Consider the following 26,720-nt stretch of genomic DNA (forward strand, 5'->3'; position numbering starts at 1 on the left):
TCCAAGCTTAGTCTGCTTACTTGTCGATTAAACTTGACCCACTATTACTAATTCTACTAACTCAGTATCCCAAGTTACAGCACTTTTTAGGTAAATGAAGCACAAAAAATTGGTTGTTGTAGGGGCGGTGCCAACAGTGCGCGCCCTTCGGGGTTTTCGAGGTTTACTTGAGCAAGATGGAGCCTGCTGTAATTATTGTCAAGCCTGTTTTATTATTTTTATGGCAAACACAACAGTGCGATCGCCCTTTTTGCGAATGTGCGATCGCACTCCCCAGCAGCAATCAGGCAAATTCCCAATAGCTTCGAGATTTCTAGCCAAGTAAAGGTAGATTAGCTCTAGTTTCTGCTAATAGATTCAACTTGAGATTTCCGCCGCCTTCAATAACAGCGATCGTGTCAAAGCTACTAATTCCCGAACCTCCATCTGGACGCAAGACGAACAAGCCCTTCGTTTGGATAGCTAAATCTCGATTGTTGTTGATGGGAAATATCAAGAATTGATCTAAAGAAGGTTGGATATTGTTTGATGCTAGCTGAATGCTATCCTGACCTTGGGTAAAGTTCCGAATTGTAGCAAAACCCGGTCCGATATATAACTTTGTTGGGGAACTGTATCCCTTACCACCGCTGCCTACTAAAACGTCTCCGAGCATGAATCGATCGTTGCCGCTACCGCCAGTGAGAGTATCGAATTCATTACTACCATCACTTTCATAATTTCGACCGGGGATGGAAAAGCCATCACTGTTTGTAACATAACCTACTTCAACTCCAATTAATTCGGTATTTCCCACGCCGGCACCAGTAATGATGTCATTCCCCGAAGTTCCGATAAAAGTCGCAGAGCGGCTTGGATCGGAACTTCCGAACTTGAAGTAGTGTTCTCGACCGGTTTTCAAGGCTCCAGATTCCACAAACGGTCGAAGATCGGGGTTTCTTTGTAAGTATTCTGTTTCAAAAAATGAAGTCCCAAACTGACCGTCTCTGATGCCGAATTCAATGAAATGCTGGTAGCCGTTTTTAAAAGTTCCATTCTGAATAAACGGCTGCAACTGTCGGTTATTTGCTACATAAAACGCTTCGTCATACTCAGCAGATACGCGAGTGCGACCTTCTTCGTAACCGTATTGGATAAAGTGGTCTATGCCCGTCGCAAAAGGTGCACTTGGGTTGTTGGGGGTGCGGACTAAGGCAGCGATATCTGGGTTGCCTGCAAGGTAAGTAGCTTCGTCAAAATACCGGGATACTTTGGTTAAGCCGCCGGCTTGACCGAATTTTTCAAAGTGTTCTCTTCCAGATTTGATAACTCCTGCATCAATGGCGGGTTTGACCCAAGGATATTGAGCAAGGTAGTATTTTTCGTCAAAAATTGCGTAACTAGCCATATTTTTTGCGGCGGCTTTAATGAGCTGTTTGTGCATTTTATCAATCATCCCGAACTGATACAATTACCTGACCGGGTGACTTTTTCCAACAGTTCTATCGCACTTAAGCTCTATGCTTTCTAGCCCAGGAAAGTGAGACCGACTGGAGGACTAAACGGATTTATTATCCCAATCGGTTGCAGAGTTAGATTTGATCCGCCCTGAATTGTGGCAAGTGTATCTCCCGATTTTTGAATTAATAAGTCTACCCCTGATGGAAATATACTCAGTTCATTAAAGTTTTCCACCAACTGAATAAAATCTTTTCCTTTTTCAAAGTTGACAATCCTTGCCTCGCCGCTGCCCGTATAGAAATCTACCCGGCTGATAAAACTACGTCGGTTGTTCGGAACAGCATCTCCGAGGACAAAGTAATCAGTGCCGGGAGTGCCAATTAATGTATCGAATTCATTGGTAGTCAGGAAAGGCTCTCTTGTGATGTCATCCGAGTTCAAAGCGTCATACTTATTCTTATTAATGCCAAAAGGTGGATTGGGGCCGGCGAAAGCTACTTGCAGTCCGAGAATTTGATTTTTTCCCGCTGTAAATCCCGTGACGATATCATTACCGTTGGTTCCTGTAAAAAATCCGTATCGATTTGACTCAAATTGCCCAAATTTTAGATAGTGTTCTCGACCAGTTTTTAAACTTCCAGCCTCCACAACTGCCGCCACATCTGGGTTATCTCCCAAGTAACGTGGTTCAAAGAAACTTGTCCCGTACCTACCTTCTGTTTTTCCGAATTTGATAAAGTGTTGAAAGCCGGATTTAAAAATTCCGTTCTGCACGAAGGGAGTTATCTCCGGGTGGCGCTTAAAATAAAAAACTTCGTCGTAGTCAGGCGATACTCGCGTGCGGCTTTCTTCGTAACCAAACTGGATAAAGTGGTCTAAACCTGAAGCAAAGGGTCGGTTTTGGTTGTTGGCGGTGCGAACAAAGGGTGCAATATCTTGATTTTGAGCTAGATATGTATCTTCGTCAAAATACCGCGATATTTTTGTGAGCCCGGCGGCTTGACCGAATTTTTCAAAGTGTTCTCTTCCAGATTTGATGATTCCTGCATCAATGGCTGGTTTCAGCCATGGATATTGCGAAAGGTAGTATTGTTCGTCAAAGATATCGTAATTCATCGTTGCTTTTTTAAGAATGTAAAGTGCGATCGTACTTTTTTAGAGAACCAGCGCCCACCACCAATAAAAAATCATTAATCATCAGCATTAGCTAATGACTAATGACTAATGATTAATGACTAATGACCAATGACCAATGACTATCCAATCAAGAAAGTACCATTACCGTTAGATTCTTGGAAAGTCAAACCCAAGGTCGCCCCTCCTTCAATCACGCCCAGCACATCTCCAAAACGCTGGATTGACAAATTGTTGCCAATGGGAGTCAGGCTGTAGCCGTTTAAAGAAGTTCCTTGCAGTTGGATAAAATCGCTTTCGATGTCAAAGTTGCGAATGGTAGCTTGACCGTTACCCAAATACAGCGGTGTCGGGGTGACATTCCCGGCTGTAGCAGGAACTCCGAGTACGAATGTATTGGTTCCCGGAGCACCAATCAAGACATCGAATTCATTGGCGCCAAAGCTTTCATACTGGCGGTTGCCTTGGGGATCTATACCTACTTCCACTCCCACAAGTTCGACATCGCCCACGCCAACACCAGTTAAAACATCGTTGGTACGGGTGCCGACAAAAGTCGCGTCGCGGGCCGGCTCAAATTGCCCGAAATTGAAAAAGTGTTCCCGGCCTGTTTTCAAGTTTCCAGAGTTGACAAACGGCACGATGTCGGGGTTTTCTTTTAAGTATTCCGGTTCAAAAAATGAAGTCCCGAAACGACCTTCTTTGGCCCCGAATTGAACGAAATGCTGGAACCCTGATTTGAAAGTTCCGTTCTGAATGAACGGTTGGAGTTCAGAGTTATTTGCTAAATAAAAGGTTTCGTTGTATTCGGGTGATACTTGGGTGCGGCGCTGTCCTTCATCGTAACCGAACTGGATAAAGTGATCGAGGCCGGTCGCAAAAGGCGCGTTTGGGTTGACTGTGCGGACGAAAGGTGCGAGGTCTGGATTCCCAGCAAGGTAAGCATTTTCGTCAAAATAACGCGATACATTAGTTAGACCGCCTTCTCGCCCGAATTTTTCAAAGTGTTCTTTCCCAGATGAGATGACTCCTGCGTCAATGGCTGGTTTGATCCAAGGATATGAGGCGAGGTAGAATTGTTCGTCGAAAATTGCGTAGTTAGCCATGTTTCCCCCTAAAGTTTTGATGAGTTTGAGATTCTATAGCAATTAGCTATCCATGAACTCGATCGCCAATCAGGAATTTAGACAAAAGAGACGTTAGGAAATGGTTTTAAATTCCTGGTAAAATACCAATCTTGATGACGCAGCAATTATCCGAAGGCTACATTCTGCTTTCAGAAATTATGCCTTTTTCCCCTCAGTTAATTGCTCGATCGCAAGTTTGGTCAATTCTACAAAACTTGAAACTTTTTTCAGGATTTCTTTCTCAATCGTTGGTTAATTTTTAATTATTTTTATCCCACTCATTAGTCTTTTACACATAATTGCGCTTGTGTCAAGTAAATTTTTGTAAACAAAATATGGAGTATTTGCTCAAGGAATTTATAAAAAAATGTAACGAAAAGTTGCCATAAATTTGTCGAATTGTGTCATGTGCAGGCTCAAATCGCCTAATGGCAAGCGTTTTCTGGTAAAAATGCTTATGGGATAAAAAAATTCCCGATTCGCGAAAACAGCATCTTAAAGGAGCCTAACCGGATGTTCACTCACGTCAAGCCCACCATTCGCCACGTCGTGCCGGAAAACTTGCAGGGGCGATCGCTCATGAAGGTGGTCTATGTCGTACTGGAACCGCAGTATCAAAGCGCCCTGTCGGCAGCGGTTCGATCGATAAACAAGAAAAATCCGAATTTGGCAATAGAAATCAGCGGCTACCTGATCGAGGAACTCCGCAGCCCGGAAAATTACGAAGCCTTCAAGCGGGATGTGGCGGATGCCAATGTATTTATTGCTTCTCTAATTTTCATCGAAGATTTGGCAGAAAAAGTGGTAGCGGCGGTGGAACCGCTGCGCGACAGCTTGGATGTCGCCGTCGTCTTCCCGTCGATGCCTGGGGTGATGCGCCTCAATAAAATGGGCAGTTTCTCGATGGCACAATTGGGACAAAGCAAAAGTGCGATCGGCGAATTCATGAAAAAACGGAAGGAAAAATCCGGGAGTTCCTTCCAAGACGGAATGCTGAAACTGCTGCAAACTTTGCCGAAAGTGCTGAAATATTTGCCCATCGACAAAGCCCAAGATGCCCGCAACTTCATGCTGAGTTTCCAGTATTGGCTGGGAGGTTCCCAAGAAAACTTGGAAAACTTCTTGCTGATGCTGTCACATAAATATGTATTCAAAGGCCAGGAACAGCTAACTTTCCAAGATCCGGTGGTTTACCCGGATATGGGAATTTGGCATCCTTTGGCACCGTCGATGTTTGAGGATGTAAAAGCCTACCTCACCTGGTACAACGCCCGCAAAGATATTTCTGCTGACCTCAAAGACCCCCTCGCACCTTGCATCGGCTTGGTGTTGCAGCGGACTCACTTAGTCACCGGAGATGACGCGCACTATGTAGCAATGGTGCAGGAATTGGAGGCAATGGGGGCGCGGGTGGTGCCGATTTTTGCCGGCGGTTTGGACTTCTCGAAACCAGTCGAAACTTTCTTCTTGGAAGTTGGAACCAAAGGTGTTGCACCGCTGCCGATCGTTGATGCGGTGGTTTCTCTGACTGGTTTTGCGCTGGTGGGCGGCCCGGCGAAACAAGATCACCCGAAGGCGATCGAGACTTTGAAAAAGCTAAACTGCCCTTACATGGTGGCTTTGCCGCTGGTTTTCCAAACGACGGAAGAGTGGGAAAATAGCGATTTAGGCTTGCACCCGATTCAAGTTGCTTTGCAAATTGCCATTCCTGAGTTGGATGGCGCGATCGAACCGATTATTTTGTCGGGACGTGATGGCGCAACTGGCAAGGCGATCGCCCTACAAGACCGGATCGAAGCAATTTCCCAGCGCGCCATGAAGTGGGCAATGCTGCGCCGCAAACCAAAATTAGATAAAAAAGTTGCGATCACAGTTTTCAGTTTCCCGCCGGACAAAGGCAACGTCGGAACTGCCGCTTATTTGGACGTTTTCGGCTCGATTTACCAAGTATTGAAAGCCTTAAAAGGCAACGGTTACGACTTGCCAGAATTGCCGGATTCCGCCGAAAAACTGATGCAAGAAGTCATCCACGACGCAACAGCCCAATACCAAAGTCCCGAATTAAATGTTGCTTACCGGATGTCGGTAGCTGAATACGAAGAATTCACTCCTTACTCAGAACGCTTGCAAGAAAATTGGGGTCCGCCTCCGGGACATTTGAACAGCGACGGACAAAATTTGCTGATTTTCGGCAAACATTTTGGCAATGTGTTTATCGGCGTGCAACCTACTTTTGGATACGAAGGCGATCCGATGCGGTTGTTATTCTCTCGTTCTGCCAGCCCGCACCACGGTTTTGCTGCTTACTATACATATTTGGAGCGCATTTGGGGTGCGGATGCGGTGCTGCACTTTGGCACTCACGGTTCGCTAGAATTCATGCCCGGTAAGCAGATGGGAATGTCTGGGGATTGTTATCCCGACAGTTTGATCGGCAAAATTCCTAACCTCTATTATTACGCCGCCAACAATCCCAGCGAGGCAACAATTGCCAAGCGCCGCAGTTATGCTGAAACAATCAGCTATCTGACTCCTCCGGCTGAAAATGCTGGTTTGTACAAAGGTTTGCAGGAACTCAGCGAGTTAATTGCTTCTTATCAAACTTTGAAAGAGACTGGGCGCGGTGTGCCGATTGTTGATGCGATCGTCGAAAAATGCCGTTTGGTGAATTTGGACAAGGATATCGCCCTACCTCCCGAACAAGAAAGAGGGGTTGCTGCGGGAATGACTTCGGAGGAACGGGACAATTTAGTTGGCTTGGTTTACCGCAAGTTGATGGAGATTGAGTCGCGGTTGTTACCTTGCGGTTTGCACGTTATCGGTAAGCCGCCGACTGCGGAAGAGGCGATCGCAACTTTGGTGAATATCGCCAATTTAGACCGCGAAGAAGACGGGCTGATCAGCTTGCCGCGGATTATCGCCAACAGTCTGGGACGCGATATCGGCGAAGTTTACACCAATAGCGACAAAGGCATTTTAAATGATGTCGAATTGCTGCAAAACATCACCTTGGCCTGTCGGGATGCCGTTGGCGCTTTGGTGAAGGAACAAACCGACGCTGAGGGCCGAGTTTCCCTTGTTTCTAAGTTGAATTTCTTCAACATGGGCAAGAAAACACCTTGGATTGATGCGCTGCACGCCGCGGGTTACAAAAAAATCGATCCAGAACCGATTAAACCGCTGTTTGAGTATCTGGAATTCTGCTTGCAGCAAGTTTGTGCCGACAACGAATTAGGCGCTTTGTTGCGCGCGTTAGAAGGCGAGTATATTCTGCCTGGCCCCGGTGGCGATCCGATTCGCAACCCGGATGTTTTGCCGACTGGCAAGAATATGCACGCTTTAGACCCGCAGTCAATCCCTACAACGGGGGCGGTTAAGTCTGCTAAGCTTGTAGTCGATCGGCTGTTAGAAAGACAGCGCGTTGATAACGGCGGAAATTACCCAGAAACGATCGCCGTTGTGTTGTGGGGAACCGACAACATCAAGACTTACGGCGAATCCCTCGCGCAAGTAATGTGGATGGTGGGAGTGAAGCCAGTTCCCGACGCATTGGGCCGGGTAAACAAACTCGAATTGCTTTCTTTAGAAGAGTTAGGACGCCCTCGGATCGACGTAGTAATTAACTGTTCGGGCGTATTCCGCGACTTGTTTATCAACCAAATGAATTTGTTAGATAAAGCCGTGAAAATGGCAGCGGAAGCCGACGAACCGTTAGAGATGAACTTCGTCCGCAAACACGCCCTGAAGCAAGCGGAAGAAATGGGAATCAACCTGCGACAAGCAGCAACCCGGGTATTTTCTAATGCCTCTGGTTCCTATTCGTCTAACGTCAACTTAGCGGTAGAAAACAGCACTTGGGAAAGCGAAGCCGAGTTGCAGGAAATGTATTTAACTCGCAAATCCTTCGCCTTTTCTTCCGACAATCCCGGAACAATGGAACAAGATCGGCAGATTTTTGAATCATCCTTGAAAACTGCTGAAGTCACCTTCCAGAACTTGGATTCTGCTGAGATTTCCCTAACCGACGTGTCGCACTATTTCGACTCAGATCCGACTAAATTGATCGGCAGTTTGCGCGCAGATGGGAAGAAACCGACATCCTTTGTTGCTGATACAACCACAGCCAACGCGCAGGTGCGGACGCTATCAGAAACCGTGCGTTTAGATTCGCGGACTAAGCTGCTGAATCCGAAGTGGTACGAGGGGATGTTGTCGCACGGCTATGAAGGCGTGCGGGAGATTTCTAAGCGTCTGGTGAATACGACTGGATGGAGTGCGACGGCGGGCGCTGTGGATAATTGGGTGTATGAGGATGTCAACACTACGTTTATCCAAGATGAGGACATGCAGAAGCGTTTGCTTAACTTAAATCCTCATTCTTTCCGCAAGATTGTCAGCACTTTGCTTGAGGTGAATGGCAGGGGTTATTGGGAGACTTCGGAGAACAATTTGGATCGCTTGCGTGAACTTTATCAGGAGGTGGAAGACCGGATTGAGGGAGTAGAGTAGGATTGTAGTAGGCATCAATTAGTAGAGAGATTTTATACAACGTCTTTACTAATTGATGCCAAGCAATGAGGCAGAATTTAAAAGCTCAAATATTAGTTAAATTATCATATTTACAAAGTATTTATTGCCAACCAAAATGAATGGTATAAATGTCATAATCAAATTTATAAAGTTTGAGAGGTTCAGAAAAAATTAAGTAAGGTTCAGAGGTAGTATGTATATAGTCAAGGAAAAAGATCATGACTACATTGGTCAAACACTTACAACTACTTTCCATATAACTTATGAATGGGATGGCAAAGAAACAGTAATTAAAACGGTAGAAGAAGAAAATGTAAGTCGAGCTTTCTTCAGTATGCCTCGATGGGAACCCACCCGTCGTCAAACAGTAAAGTTTTCGGAGTTAGTCGATCGGATTCAAACTGCTCTTTTACAAGCAAAAGAAACTGGCGAAGAAGTTGATATAGGTGAGTCAGGAATTCCAGATTAAGCCAGTAGCTATTCCATACTTCAGCGCAGTGGATAATATAGAAGAGGTAGTTCAACTCCTGAACCCAAAAGTCGCTGGATTGTCAATTAGTTAAACTCCTATAAAGGCGATCGCCAGTCTCTTACCAGACGAGCGCTCGCCTCTCTTTTGCCCAAAAAGCGCTCGCCCCTCTCTTACCAGACAAGCGCTCGCCCTTATCTTCCCCTAAGTGCGATCGCCCCAGAGCTTTCCCCCGATCGAACTTTAGGGAGTATTCTCGAAGAAAGTGGTGTTTGTTCCAGCCTCAAGTAGTCTTGGCGCGAGATTAGCTCACCTTCTTGACATTGATATCACATTATGATATCATAAAGTAAATTATAATAAATAAATTTTTTATGGAACTAAATAATAAACATCGTAAGATTTTAGAATCAATTTTTACCGATCCTATACCAGCTAATATTAATTGGCAAGATATGGAAAATTTATTTACAGCACTCGGTGCTACTGTTACTCAAGGTTCAGGTTCGCGGGTTCGCATTTTATTAAATGAGGTTAAAGCTGTATTTCACGAACCACATCCTCAAAAAGAGACAGATAAAGGAGCCGTTAAATCTGTCAGGGAATTTTTGATAAAGGCGGGGGTTGAACCATAATGACTTAGGTGTTAACGGGAAAATCCTTGTTGATTACCCAAATCAACAAGGGTATTAGCATAAAATTTATCATCCACAAGTTTCACTTATTGAAAGAGGAAAAATTAACAGCCATGATGACTTACAAAGGTTACAGTGCTAGCATTGAAGTAGATTTAGAAGCGGAAATTCTTTTCGGGCGAGTCCTCGATATTAATGACGTAGTGACTTTTAAGGCACAAACTATTGAAGAAGCTCGCCAAGAATTCCAAAACTCGATCGATGATTATCTAGAGTTTTGCAAAGAATTAGGACAGGAACCTGATAAAGCATTTTCAGGTAAACTTCCCTTCCGCACTACTCCCGAACATCACCGCAAAATCTTTATTGCGGCAAATAAGGCTGGCAAAAGTATTAACAATTGGATGGATGAGGTTTTAATTAGAGCAGCAGAGCAAGCAATTAACACTTAATTAGCTTAGGATAATGAAGTATGAAATCATCATATACTGGAGTGAGGAAGACCAGGCTTTTATTGCAAAAGTGCCTGAATTGCCAGGATGTGCGGCGGATGGCGAAACTTATCAAGAAGCATTGCAAAATCTAGAGATTATTATGCAGGAGTGGATAGAAACGGCTAACGCACTGGGTCGTCCTATTCCTCAACCGAAAGGTCGCTTGATGTTTGCGTAGTTGAAATAGAATCACAGCCGCTCGCCCTTTTCTTTCCCAAAGTACGATCGCCCCTTCTTTTACCTAATCAAAGGGATTCAATATAGTTAACCCATCAACGCACTTAAAATCCTTAGCATTGCGAGTTACCAAGACACATCCCTCCACTAAAGCACAGGCTGCAATTACACCATCACCTAATTTCAAGCGATAATCTCTACGAATTTTGGCTGCACGATATAAAACTGATTCTGTTAATGATACACACTTAATAAGCCTCAAAAATTCCCGCATTTCATTCGCTTGTTCTTCTGTCAAGGCCGGGTAACAAAGTAACTATACCCAACTAATCGGAGAGTAAAATGCCTCTGCATCTCCAGCTTCAATCTCATCAAATATAGGCTGAACCTCCGGCTCGTCATAGAAGTAGTAAATCAGAATGTTGGTATCGAGAAGATATTTATTAATCATCCCATTCTTCTCTAAGTTGCAACTGGAATTCCAAAGCATCCACACGCTTAGGCAAAAAACCGCGCCATCTCTTTAGATTTTTCCTGGGCAATCTTTGACTGCTATCCTGAGTCTGGGTTGTTACCCGATCGCGAACCAATGCTGACAATACTTCTAACAGTTGCTGTTGCTCGTCAGGAGTTAGATTTTGAGCCTGACTCAGTACCTCGCTATAAGTAGACATAGGCTTTATGTTGAGATTTTTGGGCTGATTGTCATTATAGCAATTTAGGATCGAAGGAAGTGCGATCGCCCTGAACTTCCCCAAACTGCGATTTAGTTTTGAGGAATGTTGCCAGTAACTTTAATGTTATCACCTACGCTTCAAGCTCAGCACGCTGAGAAAAAAGCTCGACAAAACCATCTGCAAACCGACAGTCAGGCAAGTGAGTGAGGGAATAACCAAACGCAGAGTTTTAGAAGGGTCTAGAGAACCGAAAGCTGTTTCGCTCCAAATAGTTAATGACAAGAACGAGCAAACTATTCCGATTAAAATCAGCGTGACTCCGACAATCAATCCTGTCTGTAACGTGACATAGCGAAATATTTTGTTGAGTTTGGGGTCTTCGGCCAGGAATTTCTCGCTGATGGCGAAAATCTTGGTGAAAAAAGCGAAAGTTACTGCTTGAAAACCGATGATAATTGCGATCGCACCATAAAGCAGCGTGTGTATATCAAAGCTGATACTCCCAATCTTTTGACTACCGGGTAACAGCCAAACGACGATAATTAGACCCCAAATCATCAGCGCAGTACCCGGATACAAAAACAGCCACCGAGGACTGTATAGCAGCAAAAATCGGAGGTGCCGCCAGCCATCTCGCCAAGTTCGCAAGTGTGGCGGTCGGCTGCGGCCGTCGGGAGAAAGTACGGTTGGGATTTCAGTTATCCGCAGCTTGTATACAGAGGCCTTGACCACCATTTCGCTAGCAAATTCCATCCCCGTTGTTTGCAAGTCGAGTTTCAAAATTGAGTCTCTCCTAAAACCCCTGAGTCCGCAGTGAAAATCGCCGACGGGATTTGCAAAGAATAGCCGCCCAACCCATGTCAGCACCGGATTTCCTAAATATTTGTGCAGCGGCGGCATTGCACCCGGTTTGATGCCCCCTTGAAAGCGGTTTCCCATCACTAAGTGGAAACCTTCTCGCAATTTGTTGACAAAAAAGCCGAGGTTGGAAAAATTGTAGCTGTCGTCAGCATCGCCCATGATAATATAAACTCCGCGCGCTGCGATGATTCCTCCCATCAGGGCGCTGCCGTAGCCTTTGGCTGCTACGGGCACGACTCTCGCTCCCATTCTGGTAGCGATATCTTGAGAACCGTCAGTGCTGCCGTTGTCTGCTATGATGACCTCGCCGGCAATATCAAGTTCGCGCAGCGACCTCAGTGCTTTCTGTATGCAGATTTCTAAAGTTTCTGCTTCGTTCAGACAAGGCATGAGTATCGATAGTTCTAGAGTATATTCTCCGCTTGGGTTGGTCTGCTCTGCCATATATTTGTTCCACTCTCGATCGCGATCGACCATACTTGATTTTCCCGTATCTCTGCTTAAAATATTAGTGCTGAATAAAACCCAACAAAACTTAATTAAAGTTTTTTAGGTTTTTGGTAACGGCAATTTTTGATTGTACTATAGGTTACTAAACTTATGAATAGAAGCGTTTTTCTGTTATTACTTGCTGCTATTTTGTGTGGCGTCGCAGGTCAATTCAGCCTGAAGGCAGGAGCTAAAATATTAGGGCCCATTGGCCCTGCTAATTTAATGGAAAAAATTCTAGCAATGGCTACCCAGCCGTTGATAGTAGGCGGTCTTTCTTTGTATGCAATTTCTTCGATCGGGTTTATTGTAGTTTTGTCGCGGGCAAACCTTAGCATAGTCTCGCCTTTACTGTGAATTAGTTACCTGTTTACTGTTTTAGGGGGCAAACTGATATTTCACGAGCCTTTGCCACCGCTTCGGTGAGTAGGGGTGGCGCTAATTATGAGGGGAGTAATTTTTGTACTCAGAGGTAAAGCTGGGGGAGTGACTGGAGGCAACTAGCGATCGCTTTTAAGATTGACACTTGAGTGCTGAATTGATAACTTAGGTCAAAGGGTGTATTTGAGCCTTCTGTTATGAAAGGATGCTGCTGTATGTCTAATATTTCTGAGCCTGTGAATCCCAATCAATTATTGAGCGATCGCACCGCAGTTATTGCTACCATGCACCAAAAAGAACGGGTGATGGCTCCCGTTTTGGAACGAGAATTGGGTGTAAAAATCTTAGTACCTGCGGAGCTTGACACTGACACTTTCGGCACCTTCACCAGAGAAGTTAAACGCTTAGGAACACAAATAGAAGCGGCTCGCCATAAAGCACAAAAAGCTCTAGAAATTGCGGGGGAAACTCTTGGCTTTGCCAGCGAAGGTACTTTCGGCCCTCACCCAATGATGCCGTATCTGCCAGCTAACAGAGAAATAGTAATTTTATTAGATCGAGCCAACAATCTAGAACTAATCGGCGACTCTTTCTCCGTTGAAACTAACTACAGTCACGAGTTAGTTTCCAGTATAGAAGAAGCAGAGGATTTTGCTAAAAAAGCTGGATTTCCCGAACACGCACTGGTGGTTGTAGTTGGCGAAGCTGCGCTCGGTAAAGGCGAAATTCTCAAGGGCATTAGGACAGAAAAAGAATTTTTTGACGCTGTGACAGCAGGCTTAAAAAAATCGTCAACCGGTCGAGTTCACATCGAAACAGATATGCGGGCGATGTACAATCCAACTCGGATGAAAAACATCGAAAATGCAACTCTGGATTTAGTTAAAAAATTCAAGGAATTCTGCCCGGAGTGCGGTTGGCCGGGATTCGATATTGCTGAGATGAAAATCGGATTGCCCTGCGGACTGTGCTATTTTCCGACTCAGCTAGCGCGATCGGCAATCTATAAATGCAAAAAGTGCGGTTATACTAAAGAAAAACTATTTCCCGACGGTCGAGAGACTGCCGATCCTTCCCTTTGTCAATATTGCAACCCTTAGAAAAATAATTGCACAAAAATAGTAAAGTTTGCAACAATATTATTGATAGTTCCCTAATTAAATTCACTAATGATAGCCATAGAAACAGAACGCAACTGGAAACCCGTTATTAAAGAATTTGAGGCTGTAGTCGGCAAAAATGGGGTGGTGCAGCGCCGCGAAGAATTGATTGTCTACGAGTGCGACGGACTCGCCAGCTACCGCCAGCGCCCCGCCATGGTGGTATTGCCTCGAACTACCGAGGAAGTGGCGCAAGTGGTCAAAATATGCGATCGCAACTCAATTCCCTGGGTTGCTAGAGGCGCAGGCACCGGTCTTTCGGGCGGCGCTTTGCCTGTAGAAAACTGCGTGCTGATTGTCACTGCCCTAATGCGAAAAATTCTGCAAGTAGACTTAGAAAATCAGCAAGTAGTCGTGCAACCGGGAGTAATTAATAACTGGGTAACGCAAGCAGTTAGCGGCGCCGGTTTCTACTACGCGCCAGATCCTTCCAGTCAAATTGTTTGTTCGATTGGCGGCAACGTTGCCGAAAATTCTGGCGGCGTTCACTGCCTCAAATACGGAGTCACAACGAATCACGTTTTAGGATTAAAATTGGTACTTCCCGACGGTTCAATTGTCGATGTCGGTGGGGAAATTCCCGAAATGCCCGGTTACGATTTAACTGGTGTATTTGTCGGTTCCGAAGGGACTTTAGGAATCGCCACAGAAGTTACTCTGCGAATTCTCAAAGCGCCGGAATCGATTTGCGTTCTCCTAGCGGATTTTTCCAGTATAGAAGCAGCGGGCGAATCAGTTTCCGATATTATCAGCGCTGGTATTATTCCCGGTGGCATGGAAATTATGGACAACATCAGCATCAATGCTGTGGAAGATGTGGTGGCAACTGGATGTTATCCCCGGGATGCGGCGGCCATTCTCCTCATAGAAATCGACGGTTTAGAAGTGGAAGTTGCCACAAACAAACAGCGGATTGCCGATATTTGCAAGCATAACGGAGCGCGAAATATCACGACAGCAAGCGACCCGGAAACGCGCCTAAAAATTTGGAAAGGGCGGAAAGCTGCTTTTGCCGCTGCGGGTCATCTCAGCCCGGATTATTACGTGCAAGACGGCGTAATTCCGCGAACGCAAATGGCTTATGTTTTGAAAGAAATTGAGGGTTTGAGCGAGAAATACGGTTATCGGATTGCTAATGTATTTCACGCGGGAGACGGGAATTTGCACCCGCTGATTTTGTACGATAACTCGGTAAAAGGTGCGCTGGAAAAGGTGGAAGAATTGGGCGGAGAAATTCTCAGGCTTTGCGTGAAAGTTGGGGGGAGTCTTTCGGGGGAACACGGCATCGGTGCTGACAAGAAGTGTTTTATGCCGGATATGTTTTCCGAGATAGATTTGGAGACGATGCAGTGGGTACGTCAGGTGTTTAATCCGAAAGGTTTGGCGAATCCTGGGAAGATGTTTCCGACGCCGAAGACTTGCGGGGAAGCGGCGAGGGCTAAGGTTGAAGCTTTTAAGAAGTTGGAGGGGGCGGAGGTTTTTTAATTGGCTATTTATGTGGGTAATGTGAGCAGAAAAGCACCCTAAAATTGTCTCTACAATGAGGAGGCAAAGCCTCTAAGTATGCGTTCCCAGCCAGAGTCCGGTAACGAGAAAAAACGATTTTTCTCGTTTTTTAGGAGTACGAGCGTCCCGCTCGCTTGTTGGCCTATATATCAAGTTGGTAAGCAGCAGATTGCACATTCGGCGCTAAGGTGCGATCGGAATTTTGATAGTAAATTCCGTACCCTTGCCCAATTCCGAAGTACAATATAATTCGCCCTTGTGTCTTTCTACAATAATTTGATAGCTAATTGACAAACCCATTCCCGTGCCTTTACCAATGGGCTTGGTAGTAAAAAATGTATCGAAGATCTGTTGTTTGACTTCCTCCGTTATTCCCGGCCCGTTGTCGGCAATTTTAATTTCTACCAAATTGCCCACCACTTCCGTACCAATCCTAATCTGGCTAGGATTTTGTAGCATTTCTTGACAATTTGGCTTATTCTTGGCATCTTCTAAAGCATCGATCGCATTGCTGAGAATATTCATAAAAACTTGATTGATTGGCCCCGCAAAACACTCCACCGGCGGCAATTCTCCGTATTGTTTTACAATTTGAATTGGCGGCTTTTCTCCGTTTCCTTTCAAACGGTGATTGAGAATTAACAGCGTGCTGTCAATACCTTCGTGCAGGTTAACGGCTTTCATCTCTGAATCGTCGTGCCGCGAAAAGTTTCGCAGCGACTGCACAATCTGGCAAATCCGCTCGACACCAACGCTCATTGAAGATAGTATTTTAGGTAAATCTTCAGCTAAAAAATCGAGTTCATTTTCTTCTCTTTCCTGCTGAATTTCCGCGACTGGATCAGGATAATGCTTTTGATAAAGTTCGAGGTGGTGAAACAAGTCTTGAGTATAATTTGTGAGATGAGTGAGATTGCCGTAAATGAAGCTGACTGGGTTGTTAATTTCGTGAGCGACGCCGGCAAGTAGCAATCCCAAACTAGACATTTTTTCGCTTTGAACTAATTGGGAATTAGTGGCTTTGAGTTGGTTAAGTGTGGCTGCTAGTTCAGCGGCTTGTTCTCTGCTTTGTGCTTCGGAAATATGCAAGGCTTCTTCGGCTTGTTTGCGCTCAGTGATGTCTCTTTGTACGCCAATAAAATGAGTTAATTTCCCCAGGCGATCGCGCACGGGAGATATTGAAAAACAATTCCAGAAAGCGGTTCCGTCTTTGCGATAATTCTTTAATATTACCTTGCATTCGCTTTCTGTTTGCAAGGCTTGGCGAATTATTTCTACGGCCGCCGGATCGGTATCGCTTCCGTGCAAAAATCGGCCGTTTTTCCCGATAATTTCCTGCCGCCGATAACCGGTCATGCTTTCAAATGCGGGATTGCAATAAATAATTGGATGTTCTGGGTCAGTGGCGTCATAAATCGTAAATCCGGTGCTACTAGCTGCTATAGCTCGATCGTACAACCAAAGCATTTCTTCTGCGCGCTTGCGATCGGTAATATCCCGTAGCGTAGCTAAATAAGCCATTTCTCCATCCCATTCCGTTTCCACCACCCGCATTTCTACTACAGCATTTGCTTTTTGCTTGCGAATAGCTTCAACTTCTGTTTGCACGACGCGAGTTCCTGGCGCTTCTGTTTTTCCAACTTGGGGAATAATATCCGTCGCCATCTCAAGGTCGCAAGCTGAAACTTCTACTACTAAATTGCCAAAAAATGCTTGACCTAGAAGTTCCTCTGCCGTGCAGTTAAACAGCGCTTCTGCTGACGGGTTGGCAAAACAGACAAGTCCTCGCTTGTTAACGATTGCGATGCCGTCGGCATTTTTTTCGATCACATTCTGAAACCGAGATTCGCTAGCTTTCAAATCCTGCTTTAGCTGTTCCATTGCTCGCTCCATCTGCTGCAGTTCGCACAGACTAAGACTATAAGCTTCGGAAATGTTGGCATCTGTCGAATTCTCGGCTCTTTTTTTGGGAATCTGTTGGTAGTCGGTTCTGTGAATCATATTGTGAGCAGTTTTTTTATGATTCCTGCTAATATTACTGACCTTATTTTCTGGATCGGCTTCTTGAAAAAACATATTTCTACCCTACCAAGTTATTTTTTCGATTAAGCTATTGCGATCGCCCAATTTTCCGGGAAATTTAGGGAGATAGCAATTTACACCCGATGCTAGCACATTACTTTTCTAATTCATCCTAAAACTTCGTTAAAATTCCTGAGTAATCGCGCTATAATTATCTATTAACTTTTATTAAGTAATTTCAACAACATTGATACTTACGTAGTGAGAGGAATTGTCCAGGATCGATATGGCTGCAATCCCCCTCCCACTCACAAAATAATCCGTTCCACGCAAAAGTCCTAAATATTTAGAAGCCACGGGTCAGTATAAATTATTATATAATTTATACAAAAAATATACTTAAAAATGAGCGGACTCATCTTTAAATAGTCCAAAATAATCATAATTAGCCATTATCAAATCATCTCCCTGCAGGCAGATGTGATATAGAATATAACCTATCTATTTTTGCGATCGCAACTTCAAACCAATGGCACGTCTAGCACTTCTGAGCACATCCAATAAAAGCGGACTAATCGACTTAGCGCGCACTCTAGTAGAAGAATTTGAATTTGACATAATTAGTAGTGGCGGGACAGCAACAGCCCTCAAAGAAGCAGGCATCCCAGTGACCAAAGTTGCGGAATATACTGGTTCTCCCGAAATTTTGGGAGGGCGAGTCAAAACACTTCACCCGCGAATCCACGGAGGTATTTTAGCACGCCGCGATGTACCGGAAGACCTCGCAGACTTAACAGCAAATCAAATTCGGGCGATCGATCTAGTTGTAGTCAATTTGTATCCATTTGAAGAGACAATTTCTAAGCCTGGAGTTACTCTAGCAGACGCAATTGAGCAGATAGATATCGGCGGGCCCGCAATGTTGAGAGCCTCAGCCAAAAACCACGCTCATTTGACAGTGTTGTGCGATCCAGAACAGTACAATACTTATTTAAAAGAACTGCGGGAAAATGGCGGCGAAGCATCCTTAGAGTTTCGGCAAAGATGTGCGCTAGAAACCTTCAAACATACAGCAAACTACGATCGCGCGATCGCAAATTATCTCAGCAGCCAATCCGCTGAAGAATCTTCGCTACCAGAAGAGTTTAATTTATCAGGAAAAGAATTGCAAACTCTCCGCTACGGCGAAAATCCCCATCAAGCCGCCACCTGGTATCAAAGCGGAAGTACACCGACAGGCTGGACGACTAGCACCATCCTGCAAGGCAAAGAATTGAGCTACAATAATTTAGTAGATTTAGAAGCAGCAAGGCGGCTGATCGTAGAATTCCCCGACACTCCCGCGGCCGCTATTCTGAAGCATACAAATCCTTGCGGCACAGCCTTGGGATCAACTATTTCACAAGCGTATCAAAAAGCCTTTGACACCGATTCAGTCTCAGCTTTCGGCGGAATTGTCGCTCTCAACCGCCCCATAGATGCTGCTACCGCAACGGCGTTAACTCAAACATTTTTAGAATGTATCGTCGCGCCGGGGTGCGAACCGGAAGCGGAAGAAATTATCAAGAAAAAGGCGAAAGTTCGAGTATTAATTTTGCCTGATTTGACTCAAGGGCCGGCCCAAACTGTTAAAGTTATTGCAGGCGGTTTGCTGGTGCAAGACTCAGATAATATAGTAGAAGAAACTAGCAAATGGCGGGTTGTTACTGAGAAACAGCCGACGGCCCAAGAGTTGGAAGAATTGCTGTTTGCTTGGAAAGTAGCGAAACACGTCAAATCAAATGCGATCGTTGTGACGCGCGATCGCACTACAATCGGTGTCGGCGCCGGACAAATGAATCGCGTTGGCTCAGTTAAACTAGCATTAGAACAAGCAGGAGACAAGAGCAAAGGAGCGATTTTGGCCAGTGACGGTTTCTTCCCCTTCGACGATTCAGTCAAAACTGCGGCTGAGGCGGGCATAATTGCGATCGTCCAACCAGGCGGAAGTATGCGCGATCGAGATTCCATTGAAGCAGCCAACCAACTCGGAATCACAATGGTTTTCACTGATATCCGCCACTTCTTGCATTAGGAATAATACCTAAAGCAATTCTCACTTGTGTATTTTATTGTAGGGATACAATAGTGTTCGCGGGTGTCAACTTAAGTTGAAAAGCTTTCATAAATCTCGTTTCTCCCCGAGTCTAGATCCCCCTAAATCCCCCTTAAGAAGGGGGACTTTGAGAAGAATCCTGTCCCGTCTTAAGACGGGAGACTTTTACACTCTTGTCTCCCCCTTAACAAGGGGAACTTTTACACTCTTGTCCCCCCCTTTTTGAAGGGGGGTTAGGGGGGATCTGGAAGGCTATGACACCAATCAACACTGTTATGTCCTACCAAATTCCCAGTTGCGTCCTTCAAAAATTATGACTTACACTCAACCGCAAATTAAACCCCAAGACATAAAAGTCAAAATCCTCCTCACAGGCGGACATCAGTGCACCGTCACGCTCAAATCTGATACACCATTATTGCACAGCCTGATCAAAACATTAGTCGATCGCACTCAACAAACACCGGGTTTTTCCACCTTATTTCAAATCCCTATAGACGGAGGTCGTTCCGCCCTTTCTTTTCCCGGCGAAAACCTAGTGGGATTAGTCACCGAACCCCCAATTTACTTGCAGGAACTGCAACCGCAGCAGCCTGCAACTCCCGTAGAAATTCCCGCCGCAGAAATTCCCGCCCCTGCGCCGCCTGTAAATGACGATTTAATATCTCGCTACGCCCAAATAGACAACTTTTTGACCCCCGCCGAAAAGAACAAACTGATTAAATATGTCTTAGCAAAAGAATCAGAATTTGTGAGTACCAGCACCTCAACTAATGCGGAAGATTACCGCCGTTCGATGGTACTCCACTCGTTCCCCGAATTTTCGGAACTGATGGTTAATCGCATCAAAGCAATTCTCCCCGACGTGCTGAAAAGTTTAAATATTCCGTCATTTCCCCTGGGTGAGATAGAAGCTCAGCTAACCATGCACAATGACAACAACTTTTATAAACTTCACAACGACAGTGGCTCGCCAGATACCGCCAGCCGATTTTTTACTTACGTTTACTATTTCTATCGAGAACCCAAGGGTTTTTCAGGTGGCGAGTTGCAGATTTATGACAGCAAAATCGAGAACAATTTTTATGTTGCGGACAAGACATTCAGAACCGTTGAGCCTCGCAATAACAGCATCGTATTTTTTCTAAGTCGCTATATGCACGAAGTTTTGCGAGTTAGCTGTCCCTCAAAAGCTTTTGCTGATAGCCGCTTTACTATTAACGGCTGGGTACGCAAAGCAAATTGAGGTTAATTCATAGTCCTGGACGCACTAATCACCTAATTTTGTCATTCTGAGTAAAGCGAAGAATCTCAATTATTGTCACACCCTTACAGTGCGTAAGTCCCGATATGTGAGCTTTTTCACTTCCCAAAGCCGACCCTCAGAATGACAGAATTACCTTACTCAAAACTATTTAATTCTTACTCCAGTGCTCCAGCACTTTTGAGCAATTTCACCACATTGGAATAACCCTTAAACTCAGCAAGCATTAAAGCTGTATAATTTCCCGGATTTTTGTGGTTTAGTTCTGCACCAGCATCAATTAAAATGGTTACTGCCTCAGCATAACCCCGATGTGCAGCCCACATTACAGCGGTTGCGCCCGAATCATCGAGCAAGTTGACATCTGCACCTTTTTCGACTAATAATTGGACGATCGCAATATAACCTCGATCGCACGCTTTCATTAAAGCCGTTTTCCCCAAATCCGCCGGGACATTGGGATCAGCACCGCCGTCAAGCAAAGCCTTCACAGTCTCGGTATGTCCGTGAAACGCAGCCAGCGTCAAAGCCGTCTCCCCAAAGTTTTTAGCATTCAGAAACTCAGCGGGATTTGAATTTACTTTTTGCAGCAAAGCCGATACGATCGCACTATGGCCGTGAACAGCCGCCACCAGTAAAGGCGTATCGCCCAACCGATTTCTCGAACCGACACTAGCACCTCGGTTTAAGAGCAATTCCACCACATCTTCCCAGCCTTCCACCACGGCAAAATTCAAAGCAGTTTCATCATCTTTATCCTTAGCGTTGATATCCGCGCCAGCATCGAGTAAGATATGGGCGAGCGCCGCATTTCCGCCAGCAGCAGCCGCCATCAAAGCCGTACCCCCATCTCCATTTTTCACATTCGCATTAGCACCCGCAGCAAGCAAAGTTTGCACCACATCAGTATTGCCGGCATCCGCAGCCAAAGTTAAAGCAGTTTCGCCCTCTTTGTCGGGAATTTCGACATCAGCACCAGCAGCCAACAGCGCCTCGACAACAGCCAAATTTCCCGCCGTCGCAGCCAGCATCAAAGCAGTTTTGCTCTCTAGATTTTTAACATTAGCATCCGCCCCACAATTGAGCAAAATTCGCACAATTTCAGCGTTACCTTGACGGACAGCTAAAAACAGCATAGAATTGTCAGCAACAGCACCCGCATCTGCCAAAGCTTTGACAACAGCTTCATGACCCGATAAAGCAGCTATTTTCAGAGCCGAATCTCCATCTTTATCTTGTACATTCACATCAGCATTAGCATCAAGTAAAAGCCGGACAACATTGATATCGCCTTTCAAACAAGCCGCCATCAAAACCGTACTTCCATCATCATTTTTACCATTAACATCAGCACCCGCAGCCAGCAACAGCCGCACAGAGTCAGCCTGTTTGTGAGCCGCCGCCAGCATCAAAGCTGTCAAGCCAAAACGCCTGCTCACCTGGTTGACATTAGCGTCATTGTTTAGTAGAATACGCACGATTTCTGTATAGCCCTTTTGGGCAGCAAACATCAAAGCCGTCGTCCCCTCAGAGTCTTTGGCGTTAGCGTCAACTCCCTTAGCGAGTAAAGCTTGGACGTGAATAATGTTGCCAGTCTTGGCGGCTTGAATCAATACAGCGTCTTGTTTAGTGGCAGGCATAATACTTTCTCATCCCGTATATTTGTACCGTCGCACGAGACGGACTGACTGGTATGCTAAGTTTTATGAAGTATGTTTGCTAATCCTGAGAACACCATGAATCTTGAAATTCCTCAGTCAGTGAAAGTTTGGAGCCAATTCATCCACCCAATTTTAATGTGGGTACTGCTGGTCATCTCATTTTATGCTTTGTATCTGGGCATTCAAATCCGACGTACCAGAAGTGCCGAAGGCGAAGTCAAAAAAGAGTTACTTAAGGGCAAATTCAACGTCAAGCACCACCAGATGGGTTCTTTGCTGTTAGCCTTGATGGTTACGGTTGCGATCATCGGGATGGCTGTCACCTACATCAATAACGGCAAGCTATTTGTGGGCCCGCACTTGCTAGCAGGGTTGGGAATGATGGCAATAATTGCGATCGCAGCCTCGCTGACTCCTTTGATGCAAAAAGGCAGTGATTGGGCGAGAAACACTCACATCTTTCTGAATATTGTGCTTTTGGGGCTGTTCGGCTGGCAAGCGGTATCAGGCGTGGAAATCCTGCAAAGAATTATCAGCAAAATGTGAGGATTTGGGTAAGATTGCTAATTGCTAATTGCCGTGAGGTGATTAGTGATTAGCAATTAAGTTGCCATATTTATTAGAGGTTTGACTAGCCCAGCGTTGAGTTATAGGTAAAAAACATGAACCATGATGATTTAGTCAAGATACTAGAGAGTATTGTTCCTATATATGCCTTAAATAAAAGTTCGACATTGACACCCGAAGAATTAGCGAATGAGCTGATTAATGCTGTTGACCAATCTGAAGAACTCTCTAACTTATCAAAACAAGAGAAAGAGCGTTTTTGCCAAAAAATGAATGATTTGTTGATGCGTAATTTTTTAGAATTTCCCTCAAAAGCAAAAAATGTTTTAGAAAGCCAGGTAGAACTCGAAGCAGAGTTTAAGAAGTTCGCCGAAGAATGGCGTGTCGAGACAGGGATGCTATCATTAGTTACACAGAAATCAATGCACCCGGCTTATCAGAGAATTATCGGCATGGGACAGCCAGTTATCCCCTTGATTTTGCGTGACCTCGAACAAAAGCCAGACCATTGGTTTTGGGCGTTGAGGGCAATTACTGGTGACAATCCGGTAAAACCCGAACAGCGCGGCCGCATGAAGCAAATGGCCCTAGCGTGGATACAATGGGGAAAAGAACACGGTTATGAGTGGTAAGCTGGATTACCGAAAAATATTGAGATTTCCTAACTTAGAGCGTACTGAATATGAAGTAACAAGTGAAGAAACAGTAGATTATAATTGTTTTGCTTTCGCTGCTGGCGAAGAAGACTGTAGATGGGACCCGGTAGATCCTGATGGATACTGGCCCGATGGTGTGCCAAGAGAATTAACACTCGACGCTTTTATCAAGGCTTATCAAACTATTGGATATGAATGTTGCGATAATGGTGACCTTGAACCGGGCTTTGAAAAGATAGCAATATACACCTATAACGGTGAGCCGCAGCACGTTGCGAGACAAGAAAACGATGGTATGTGGAAAAGTAAGTTAGGGGATTGGGAAGATATCAAACATGAATTAGAAGGGTTAGAAAATCCTCATTATTATGGGGTTGTTCCACAAGTTTTAAAGCGATCGACAACTCCGGTGTAAATTTTGCCACTGAAATTGTAAGCTGTGGGTGATCGCTTGTCACGTGGTTATCTGTCCCCTAAATATGGTTAGGGGGATGCAAGGTGCGATCGCGATGGCCCTAGAAGTTGAGGTATAACGTGGGGCGTGTTATACTGAGTCATGGTTAGGCAAGGCAAAAGTAACCTCTAGGGGACGAATAACAAAAATGACTGTAAATGAGCTTAAAATAAGATTTAAAGTAGTCATACCACCTGAATGGGATAATCGTCAAAAAGGTAAGTTTTGGGAAGAAATATCAGCCCCTTTATTCCGTCGTCACAGATGGGAAGTGATTGAAAATATAGAGTTTCAAGGAATGCAGACTGATATCTACGTCAAGCACTTAGATACTGGTAAAAGAGGATTAATTGAATGTAAATTCGAGAAAAACCCTATAGAGGCTCCTGCTATATATAAGTTAATGGGTCAAGCTGATTCCGAAGAGGTTAAATATGCCTACTTACTCTCAACTTCTGATCTTAATCCAAAAGCAAAGGGAATTGTTGAGAAATATCATAAGAAACAATATGATTTAGTGATTTGGAGTTCAGATATACTTGCTCAAGTATTTATGGATATATATAATATTAATCTCCCTGAAATAGATATAACCTCTACCAATCGTGTTGAAGCCATTACATTATTAATAACGCATAAAAAAGACTTCTTTTGGGTTGCAGAAAAAATTGGAGACGATGGTTATCCATCTCATGCTATTATTTTTCCCATTCCCAAAAGAAGTGTTAACTCAGAAAACTGGCAAGAATATTTTTCCAGGTACAAGATTTTTTCGCAAAGTCTTGAAATCACAGTTTTTAATCAAACAGTAATTGAGCCTGAAGATAAATCAACTAACCAGTTGAGTTCAGAAATTGAAAAAGTAACAGTATCGAAAATTAATCAGGCTGATAGCTTTGATGATTACCATCGTCCTAGCCGTCCAGAAGATTTCTTTGGACGTGCGGAAACTCAAAATGAGTTTTGGGATTTTCTCAAAAATGTAAGAGATAAAAAAACAGACTTAAGAGTTGTTTGTTTTCCGGGAAGTACGGGCATAGGTAAATCATCTTTAGTTCTTAAACTAGCATCAGACTGCAAAAGACAAGAATATAAAAATAATTTTATATACCATGTAGATGTTACGAGCAGCTACCTAGAGAAAGAAACTCTATATGTCATAGCTGTTATTAGAAAAGCATTACAAGAAGCTATTGATACTGGATTTATTGATATTCCGAATCACCAAGTATTTATTGAAAGTTCGGAACCACCTTATTTCGATAGTAAATCAATTAAATTGGTAAGACAAAAACTGCAACAAGCAGATCAAGTTATCTTAAGATTTTTCGATCAATTTGAGGAAATTTTAACTAAAAATTCTCTGTCGTCTATTTACGAAATGTTTGAGAAAATAGCTTATGAAGTTGATTCTTATAAAGAGAACATAGTCTTAGGTTTTTGCTGGAGAACAGATGTTAATTTACCCGCAACACATCAAGCTTATCATACCTGGCACACTCTCAAAAAAGTCAGAAGAGATATTGATTTTAGTGATTTTAATAGACAAGAATCATCGAATTTATTAGATAGATTTGATCATTATTTAATTGAAAATCGTAAGGAATTACAGCCAAGGATAAAAAAGTGGTTATTGGATAATTGTCAAGATCAACCTTGGTTATTAAAAAGATTTTGCGGTGACATTTACAATCAAAATATTAATAATCAATTTCAGCTTTATTCAGAACAGAAAAAAGTAATAACCAAGTTTGATATTAAAACAATTTTTGACAAAGATATCCAAAGAGCTACTGTCACTCAATATCATCAGAGTTGTTTAATCTATATAGCTAACTGCTCTCCTGTTTCTAAGGTGGATGTGTGTAACAAGTTTAATGAAGATGTAATTGACAGCCTCTTAAAAAGCAAGCTAGTTATTGAAAATGGGCAAAATTACAAAATATACTGGGATATGTTTCGTGAGTATCTGTTGGAGGGTAAGCTACCTGAGATGATAATAAGCTATAAACCCAGAACAAAAATTTCAACTGTTTTAAAAATATTTAGGATGCTTGATGAATATGAAACAATATCAGACTTAGTAAGTGTATCGGGATATGAATATGGCACTATTGAAAATGCTATTTATGATTTGCAAAACTTCTTTGCAGTAACAAAAGACCCGACCAGCAGTAAAATAATAGCATCACAGAGCTTTTTGCCAAAGTTAACAAATGAGGAAATAGCCGACAAACTAGGGGAAGAAGTCGAGGCTCATGTAGTTATCAAAAAAACCTATGAACAACTGAAGCCTGGTGAATCGATGTCGCTATATAAATTTCAAAAGTTGTTGTCTAATAGACAAACAACTGCAAAAGATTACGCCAGTAAAATGTTGTCATGGTTTTATTTTACTGGTTTGCTTGAAAAAAGACGTAACGATATAGTAAGACCAACTCATGCAAAGCAGGGAAAAGAAAAGGGGAAACTTTTAGATCAATCAGATTGGGTACAACCTAGCTTATTAGACTTGTTATAATCACAAAGTTATATTTGCTAGGGAATTAGTAATTGACTGTCCAGCACAAAAAGGGCATTTTTTTCCTTTAGTCCTATTAGCAGGAGAAACATCCCACTCATGCTCAGGATAATTGGAACATTGCCACCAAACTTTTTTTCCAGAATGCTTTGTCACTTGATCTGGAGTAAGATTTTCATTCTTAGTCGGATGCCATTCTTGAGCAAGTTTAGGGTAAAGACTTGCTAGGGAATTAGTTACTGAAGGCTTCTGTCCGTTACAAAAAGGGCATCCTTGACTTGAGTTAGTTCTTTTACCAGGCGATGTATCCCATTCATGATCAGACCCTTCGGGACATTTCCACCAAACTTTCTTGTGTTAGCCTGCCGAAACTTGGTCTGGAGTGCGTCCACCATTTTTT

22 protein-coding genes and 3 pseudogenes are annotated in these 26,720 nt (G+C 43.9%); 15 read left to right on the forward strand and 10 right to left on the reverse strand.

The genetic code is table 11. From position 1 onward, the window contains the following. The first annotated feature begins 94 nt into the window (after window positions 1–94). Window positions 95–325 (forward strand): hypothetical protein, encoded by a 231-nt coding sequence (locus tag D0A34_11960; GenBank protein ID UNU19489.1) that lies wholly within the window; start codon window positions 95–97, stop codon window positions 323–325. On the opposite strand, the gene D0A34_11965 is transcribed toward D0A34_11960, so the two are convergent. The 3 genes from D0A34_11965 to D0A34_11975 form a co-directional block, all read right to left on the reverse strand. Next, on the reverse strand, window positions 314–1,387 hold the full coding sequence (locus D0A34_11965; GenBank protein ID UNU22263.1) for a calcium-binding protein: 1,074 nt from the start codon (window positions 1,385–1,387) through the stop codon (window positions 314–316). The two genes, D0A34_11960 and D0A34_11965, sit on opposite strands and share 12 nt — an antisense overlap. 119 nt (window positions 1,388–1,506) lie before the next feature. Then, a complete protein-coding gene (locus D0A34_11970) occupies window positions 1,507–2,556 on the reverse strand; it encodes a calcium-binding protein (GenBank protein UNU19490.1) in 1,050 nt (349 codons plus the stop codon). Between the two features lie 140 nt (window positions 2,557–2,696). After that, entirely contained in the window at window positions 2,697–3,680 is a 984-nt protein-coding gene (locus D0A34_11975) for a calcium-binding protein (GenBank protein UNU19491.1), read from the reverse strand. A gap of 534 nt (window positions 3,681–4,214) precedes the next feature. Here D0A34_11975 and D0A34_11980 point away from each other — a divergent pair. From D0A34_11980 to D0A34_12000, 5 genes are all read left to right on the forward strand, one after another. Further along, entirely contained in the window at window positions 4,215–8,210 is a 3,996-nt protein-coding gene (locus tag D0A34_11980; protein UNU19492.1) for a magnesium chelatase subunit H, read from the forward strand. A 214-nt stretch (window positions 8,211–8,424) separates the two neighbouring features. After that, on the forward strand, window positions 8,425–8,700 hold the full coding sequence (locus tag D0A34_11985) for a hypothetical protein (protein ID UNU19493.1): 276 nt from the start codon (window positions 8,425–8,427) through the stop codon (window positions 8,698–8,700). Window positions 8,701–9,074: 374 nt separating this feature from the next. Continuing rightward, entirely contained in the window at window positions 9,075–9,335 is a 261-nt protein-coding gene (locus D0A34_11990; GenBank protein UNU19494.1) for a type II toxin-antitoxin system HicA family toxin, read from the forward strand. A gap of 113 nt (window positions 9,336–9,448) precedes the next feature. Continuing rightward, window positions 9,449–9,787, forward strand: coding sequence for a type II toxin-antitoxin system HicB family antitoxin (locus tag D0A34_11995; protein UNU22264.1), 339 nt, complete (start codon window positions 9,449–9,451; stop codon window positions 9,785–9,787). Window positions 9,788–9,800: 13 nt separating this feature from the next. Continuing rightward, window positions 9,801–10,007, forward strand: coding sequence for a type II toxin-antitoxin system HicB family antitoxin (locus D0A34_12000; GenBank protein ID UNU19495.1), 207 nt, complete (start codon window positions 9,801–9,803; stop codon window positions 10,005–10,007). A 63-nt stretch (window positions 10,008–10,070) separates the two neighbouring features. Here D0A34_12000 and D0A34_12005 read toward each other — a convergent pair. From D0A34_12005 to D0A34_12015, 3 genes and pseudogenes are all read right to left on the reverse strand, one after another. Continuing rightward, a pseudogene (locus tag D0A34_12005) lies at window positions 10,071–10,457 on the reverse strand (type II toxin-antitoxin system VapC family toxin). After that, window positions 10,450–10,680: a hypothetical protein gene (locus tag D0A34_12010; GenBank protein ID UNU19496.1), complete on the reverse strand. Its 231-nt coding sequence runs from the start codon at window positions 10,678–10,680 to the stop codon at window positions 10,450–10,452. Before D0A34_12010 ends, D0A34_12005 begins: the two are co-directional and overlap by 8 nt. A 129-nt stretch (window positions 10,681–10,809) precedes the next feature. Further along, window positions 10,810–11,988: a glycosyltransferase family 2 protein gene (locus D0A34_12015; protein ID UNU22265.1), complete on the reverse strand. Its 1,179-nt coding sequence runs from the start codon at window positions 11,986–11,988 to the stop codon at window positions 10,810–10,812. A 156-nt stretch (window positions 11,989–12,144) separates the two neighbouring features. On the opposite strand from D0A34_12015, the pseudogene D0A34_12020 reads away from it, so the two are divergent. The 3 genes and pseudogenes from D0A34_12020 (at window position 12,145) to glcD (ending at window position 15,059) form a co-directional block, all read left to right on the forward strand. Further along, window positions 12,145–12,537: pseudogene (locus tag D0A34_12020) on the forward strand (transporter). A 92-nt stretch (window positions 12,538–12,629) separates the two neighbouring features. Beyond that, a complete protein-coding gene (locus D0A34_12025; protein ID UNU19497.1) occupies window positions 12,630–13,514 on the forward strand; it encodes a hypothetical protein in 885 nt (294 codons plus the stop codon). A gap of 69 nt (window positions 13,515–13,583) precedes the next feature. Next, on the forward strand, window positions 13,584–15,059 hold the full coding sequence (gene glcD / locus D0A34_12030; GenBank protein UNU19498.1) for a glycolate oxidase subunit GlcD: 1,476 nt from the start codon (window positions 13,584–13,586) through the stop codon (window positions 15,057–15,059). A gap of 204 nt (window positions 15,060–15,263) precedes the next feature. Here the strand turns inward: glcD and D0A34_12035 are convergent, their stop codons facing one another. After that, entirely contained in the window at window positions 15,264–17,156 is a 1,893-nt protein-coding gene (locus D0A34_12035; GenBank protein ID UNU19499.1) for a PAS domain-containing sensor histidine kinase, read from the reverse strand. Between the two features lie 475 nt (window positions 17,157–17,631). Here D0A34_12035 and purH point away from each other — a divergent pair, with 475 nt between their 5' ends. Both purH and D0A34_12045 read left to right on the forward strand, forming a co-directional pair. After that, on the forward strand, window positions 17,632–19,176 hold the full coding sequence (gene purH / locus D0A34_12040) for a bifunctional phosphoribosylaminoimidazolecarboxamide formyltransferase/IMP cyclohydrolase PurH (GenBank protein UNU19500.1): 1,545 nt from the start codon (window positions 17,632–17,634) through the stop codon (window positions 19,174–19,176). Between the two features lie 334 nt (window positions 19,177–19,510). Beyond that, window positions 19,511–20,443, forward strand: a complete 933-nt coding sequence (locus D0A34_12045) for a proline hydroxylase (protein ID UNU19501.1) — start codon at window positions 19,511–19,513, stop codon at window positions 20,441–20,443. A gap of 176 nt (window positions 20,444–20,619) precedes the next feature. Here D0A34_12045 and D0A34_12050 read toward each other — a convergent pair whose 3' ends face one another. Further along, window positions 20,620–22,101, reverse strand: a complete 1,482-nt coding sequence (locus D0A34_12050) for an ankyrin repeat domain-containing protein (protein UNU19502.1) — start codon at window positions 22,099–22,101, stop codon at window positions 20,620–20,622. 96 nt (window positions 22,102–22,197) lie between these two features. On the opposite strand from D0A34_12050, the gene D0A34_12055 reads away from it, so the two are divergent. From D0A34_12055 to D0A34_12070, 4 genes are all read left to right on the forward strand, one after another. After that, entirely contained in the window at window positions 22,198–22,668 is a 471-nt protein-coding gene (locus tag D0A34_12055) for a DUF4079 domain-containing protein (protein ID UNU19503.1), read from the forward strand. Between the two features lie 305 nt (window positions 22,669–22,973). After that, on the forward strand, window positions 22,974–23,321 hold the full coding sequence (locus D0A34_12060; protein ID UNU22266.1) for a hypothetical protein: 348 nt from the start codon (window positions 22,974–22,976) through the stop codon (window positions 23,319–23,321). Next, on the forward strand, window positions 23,311–23,760 hold the full coding sequence (locus D0A34_12065) for a hypothetical protein (GenBank protein ID UNU19504.1): 450 nt from the start codon (window positions 23,311–23,313) through the stop codon (window positions 23,758–23,760). Before D0A34_12060 ends, D0A34_12065 begins: the two co-directional genes overlap by 11 nt. 187 nt (window positions 23,761–23,947) lie before the next feature. After that, window positions 23,948–26,320, forward strand: coding sequence for a hypothetical protein (locus D0A34_12070; protein ID UNU19505.1), 2,373 nt, complete (start codon window positions 23,948–23,950; stop codon window positions 26,318–26,320). Here D0A34_12070 and D0A34_12075 read toward each other — a convergent pair whose 3' ends face one another. Both D0A34_12075 and D0A34_12080 read right to left on the reverse strand, forming a co-directional pair. After that, window positions 26,321–26,476 carry a hypothetical protein gene (locus D0A34_12075; protein UNU19506.1) on the reverse strand — a complete coding sequence of 52 codons (156 nt, stop codon included), beginning with the start codon at window positions 26,474–26,476 and terminating at the stop codon, window positions 26,321–26,323. It abuts the gene before it with no gap. Window positions 26,477–26,578: 102 nt separating this feature from the next. Continuing rightward, window positions 26,579–26,674 (reverse strand): annotated as a pseudogene (locus D0A34_12080) (hypothetical protein). Window positions 26,675–26,720 lie beyond the last annotated feature (46 nt).

This window comes from Microcoleus vaginatus PCC 9802, from assembly GCA_022701275.1.
Classification (GTDB): Bacteria; Cyanobacteriota; Cyanobacteriia; order Cyanobacteriales; family Microcoleaceae; genus Microcoleus; species Microcoleus vaginatus_A.

Bases quoted from the DNA above. Each gene is read 5' to 3' on its own strand.
- D0A34_12010 (UNU19496.1), bottom strand. From the start codon at position 10,680: ATGTCTACTTATAGCGAGGTACTGAGTCAGGCTCAAAATCTAACTCCT.
- D0A34_11990 (UNU19494.1), top strand. From the start codon at position 9,075: ATGGAACTAAATAATAAACATCGTAAGATTTTAGAATCAATTTTTACC.
- D0A34_12055 (UNU19503.1), top strand. From the start codon at position 22,198: ATGAATCTTGAAATTCCTCAGTCAGTGAAAGTTTGGAGCCAATTCATC.
- D0A34_12035 (UNU19499.1), bottom strand. From the start codon at position 17,156: ATGTTTTTTCAAGAAGCCGATCCAGAAAATAAGGTCAGTAATATTAGC.
- D0A34_12065 (UNU19504.1), top strand. From the start codon at position 23,311: ATGAGTGGTAAGCTGGATTACCGAAAAATATTGAGATTTCCTAACTTA.
- D0A34_12045 (UNU19501.1), top strand. From the start codon at position 19,511: ATGACTTACACTCAACCGCAAATTAAACCCCAAGACATAAAAGTCAAA.
- D0A34_11980 (UNU19492.1), top strand. From the start codon at position 4,215: ATGTTCACTCACGTCAAGCCCACCATTCGCCACGTCGTGCCGGAAAAC.
- glcD (UNU19498.1), top strand. From the start codon at position 13,584: ATGATAGCCATAGAAACAGAACGCAACTGGAAACCCGTTATTAAAGAA.
- D0A34_12070 (UNU19505.1), top strand. From the start codon at position 23,948: ATGACTGTAAATGAGCTTAAAATAAGATTTAAAGTAGTCATACCACCT.
- D0A34_12000 (UNU19495.1), top strand. From the start codon at position 9,801: ATGAAGTATGAAATCATCATATACTGGAGTGAGGAAGACCAGGCTTTT.
- D0A34_11995 (UNU22264.1), top strand. From the start codon at position 9,449: ATGATGACTTACAAAGGTTACAGTGCTAGCATTGAAGTAGATTTAGAA.
- D0A34_11975 (UNU19491.1), bottom strand. From the start codon at position 3,680: ATGGCTAACTACGCAATTTTCGACGAACAATTCTACCTCGCCTCATAT.
- D0A34_12060 (UNU22266.1), top strand. From the start codon at position 22,974: ATGCGTAATTTTTTAGAATTTCCCTCAAAAGCAAAAAATGTTTTAGAA.
- purH (UNU19500.1), top strand. From the start codon at position 17,632: ATGGCACGTCTAGCACTTCTGAGCACATCCAATAAAAGCGGACTAATC.
- D0A34_11985 (UNU19493.1), top strand. From the start codon at position 8,425: ATGTATATAGTCAAGGAAAAAGATCATGACTACATTGGTCAAACACTT.
- D0A34_12050 (UNU19502.1), bottom strand. From the start codon at position 22,101: ATGCCTGCCACTAAACAAGACGCTGTATTGATTCAAGCCGCCAAGACT.
- D0A34_11960 (UNU19489.1), top strand. From the start codon at position 95: ATGAAGCACAAAAAATTGGTTGTTGTAGGGGCGGTGCCAACAGTGCGC.
- D0A34_12015 (UNU22265.1), bottom strand. From the start codon at position 11,988: ATGGCAGAGCAGACCAACCCAAGCGGAGAATATACTCTAGAACTATCG.
- D0A34_12025 (UNU19497.1), top strand. From the start codon at position 12,630: ATGTCTAATATTTCTGAGCCTGTGAATCCCAATCAATTATTGAGCGAT.
- D0A34_11970 (UNU19490.1), bottom strand. From the start codon at position 2,556: ATGAATTACGATATCTTTGACGAACAATACTACCTTTCGCAATATCCA.
- D0A34_11965 (UNU22263.1), bottom strand. From the start codon at position 1,387: ATGGCTAGTTACGCAATTTTTGACGAAAAATACTACCTTGCTCAATAT.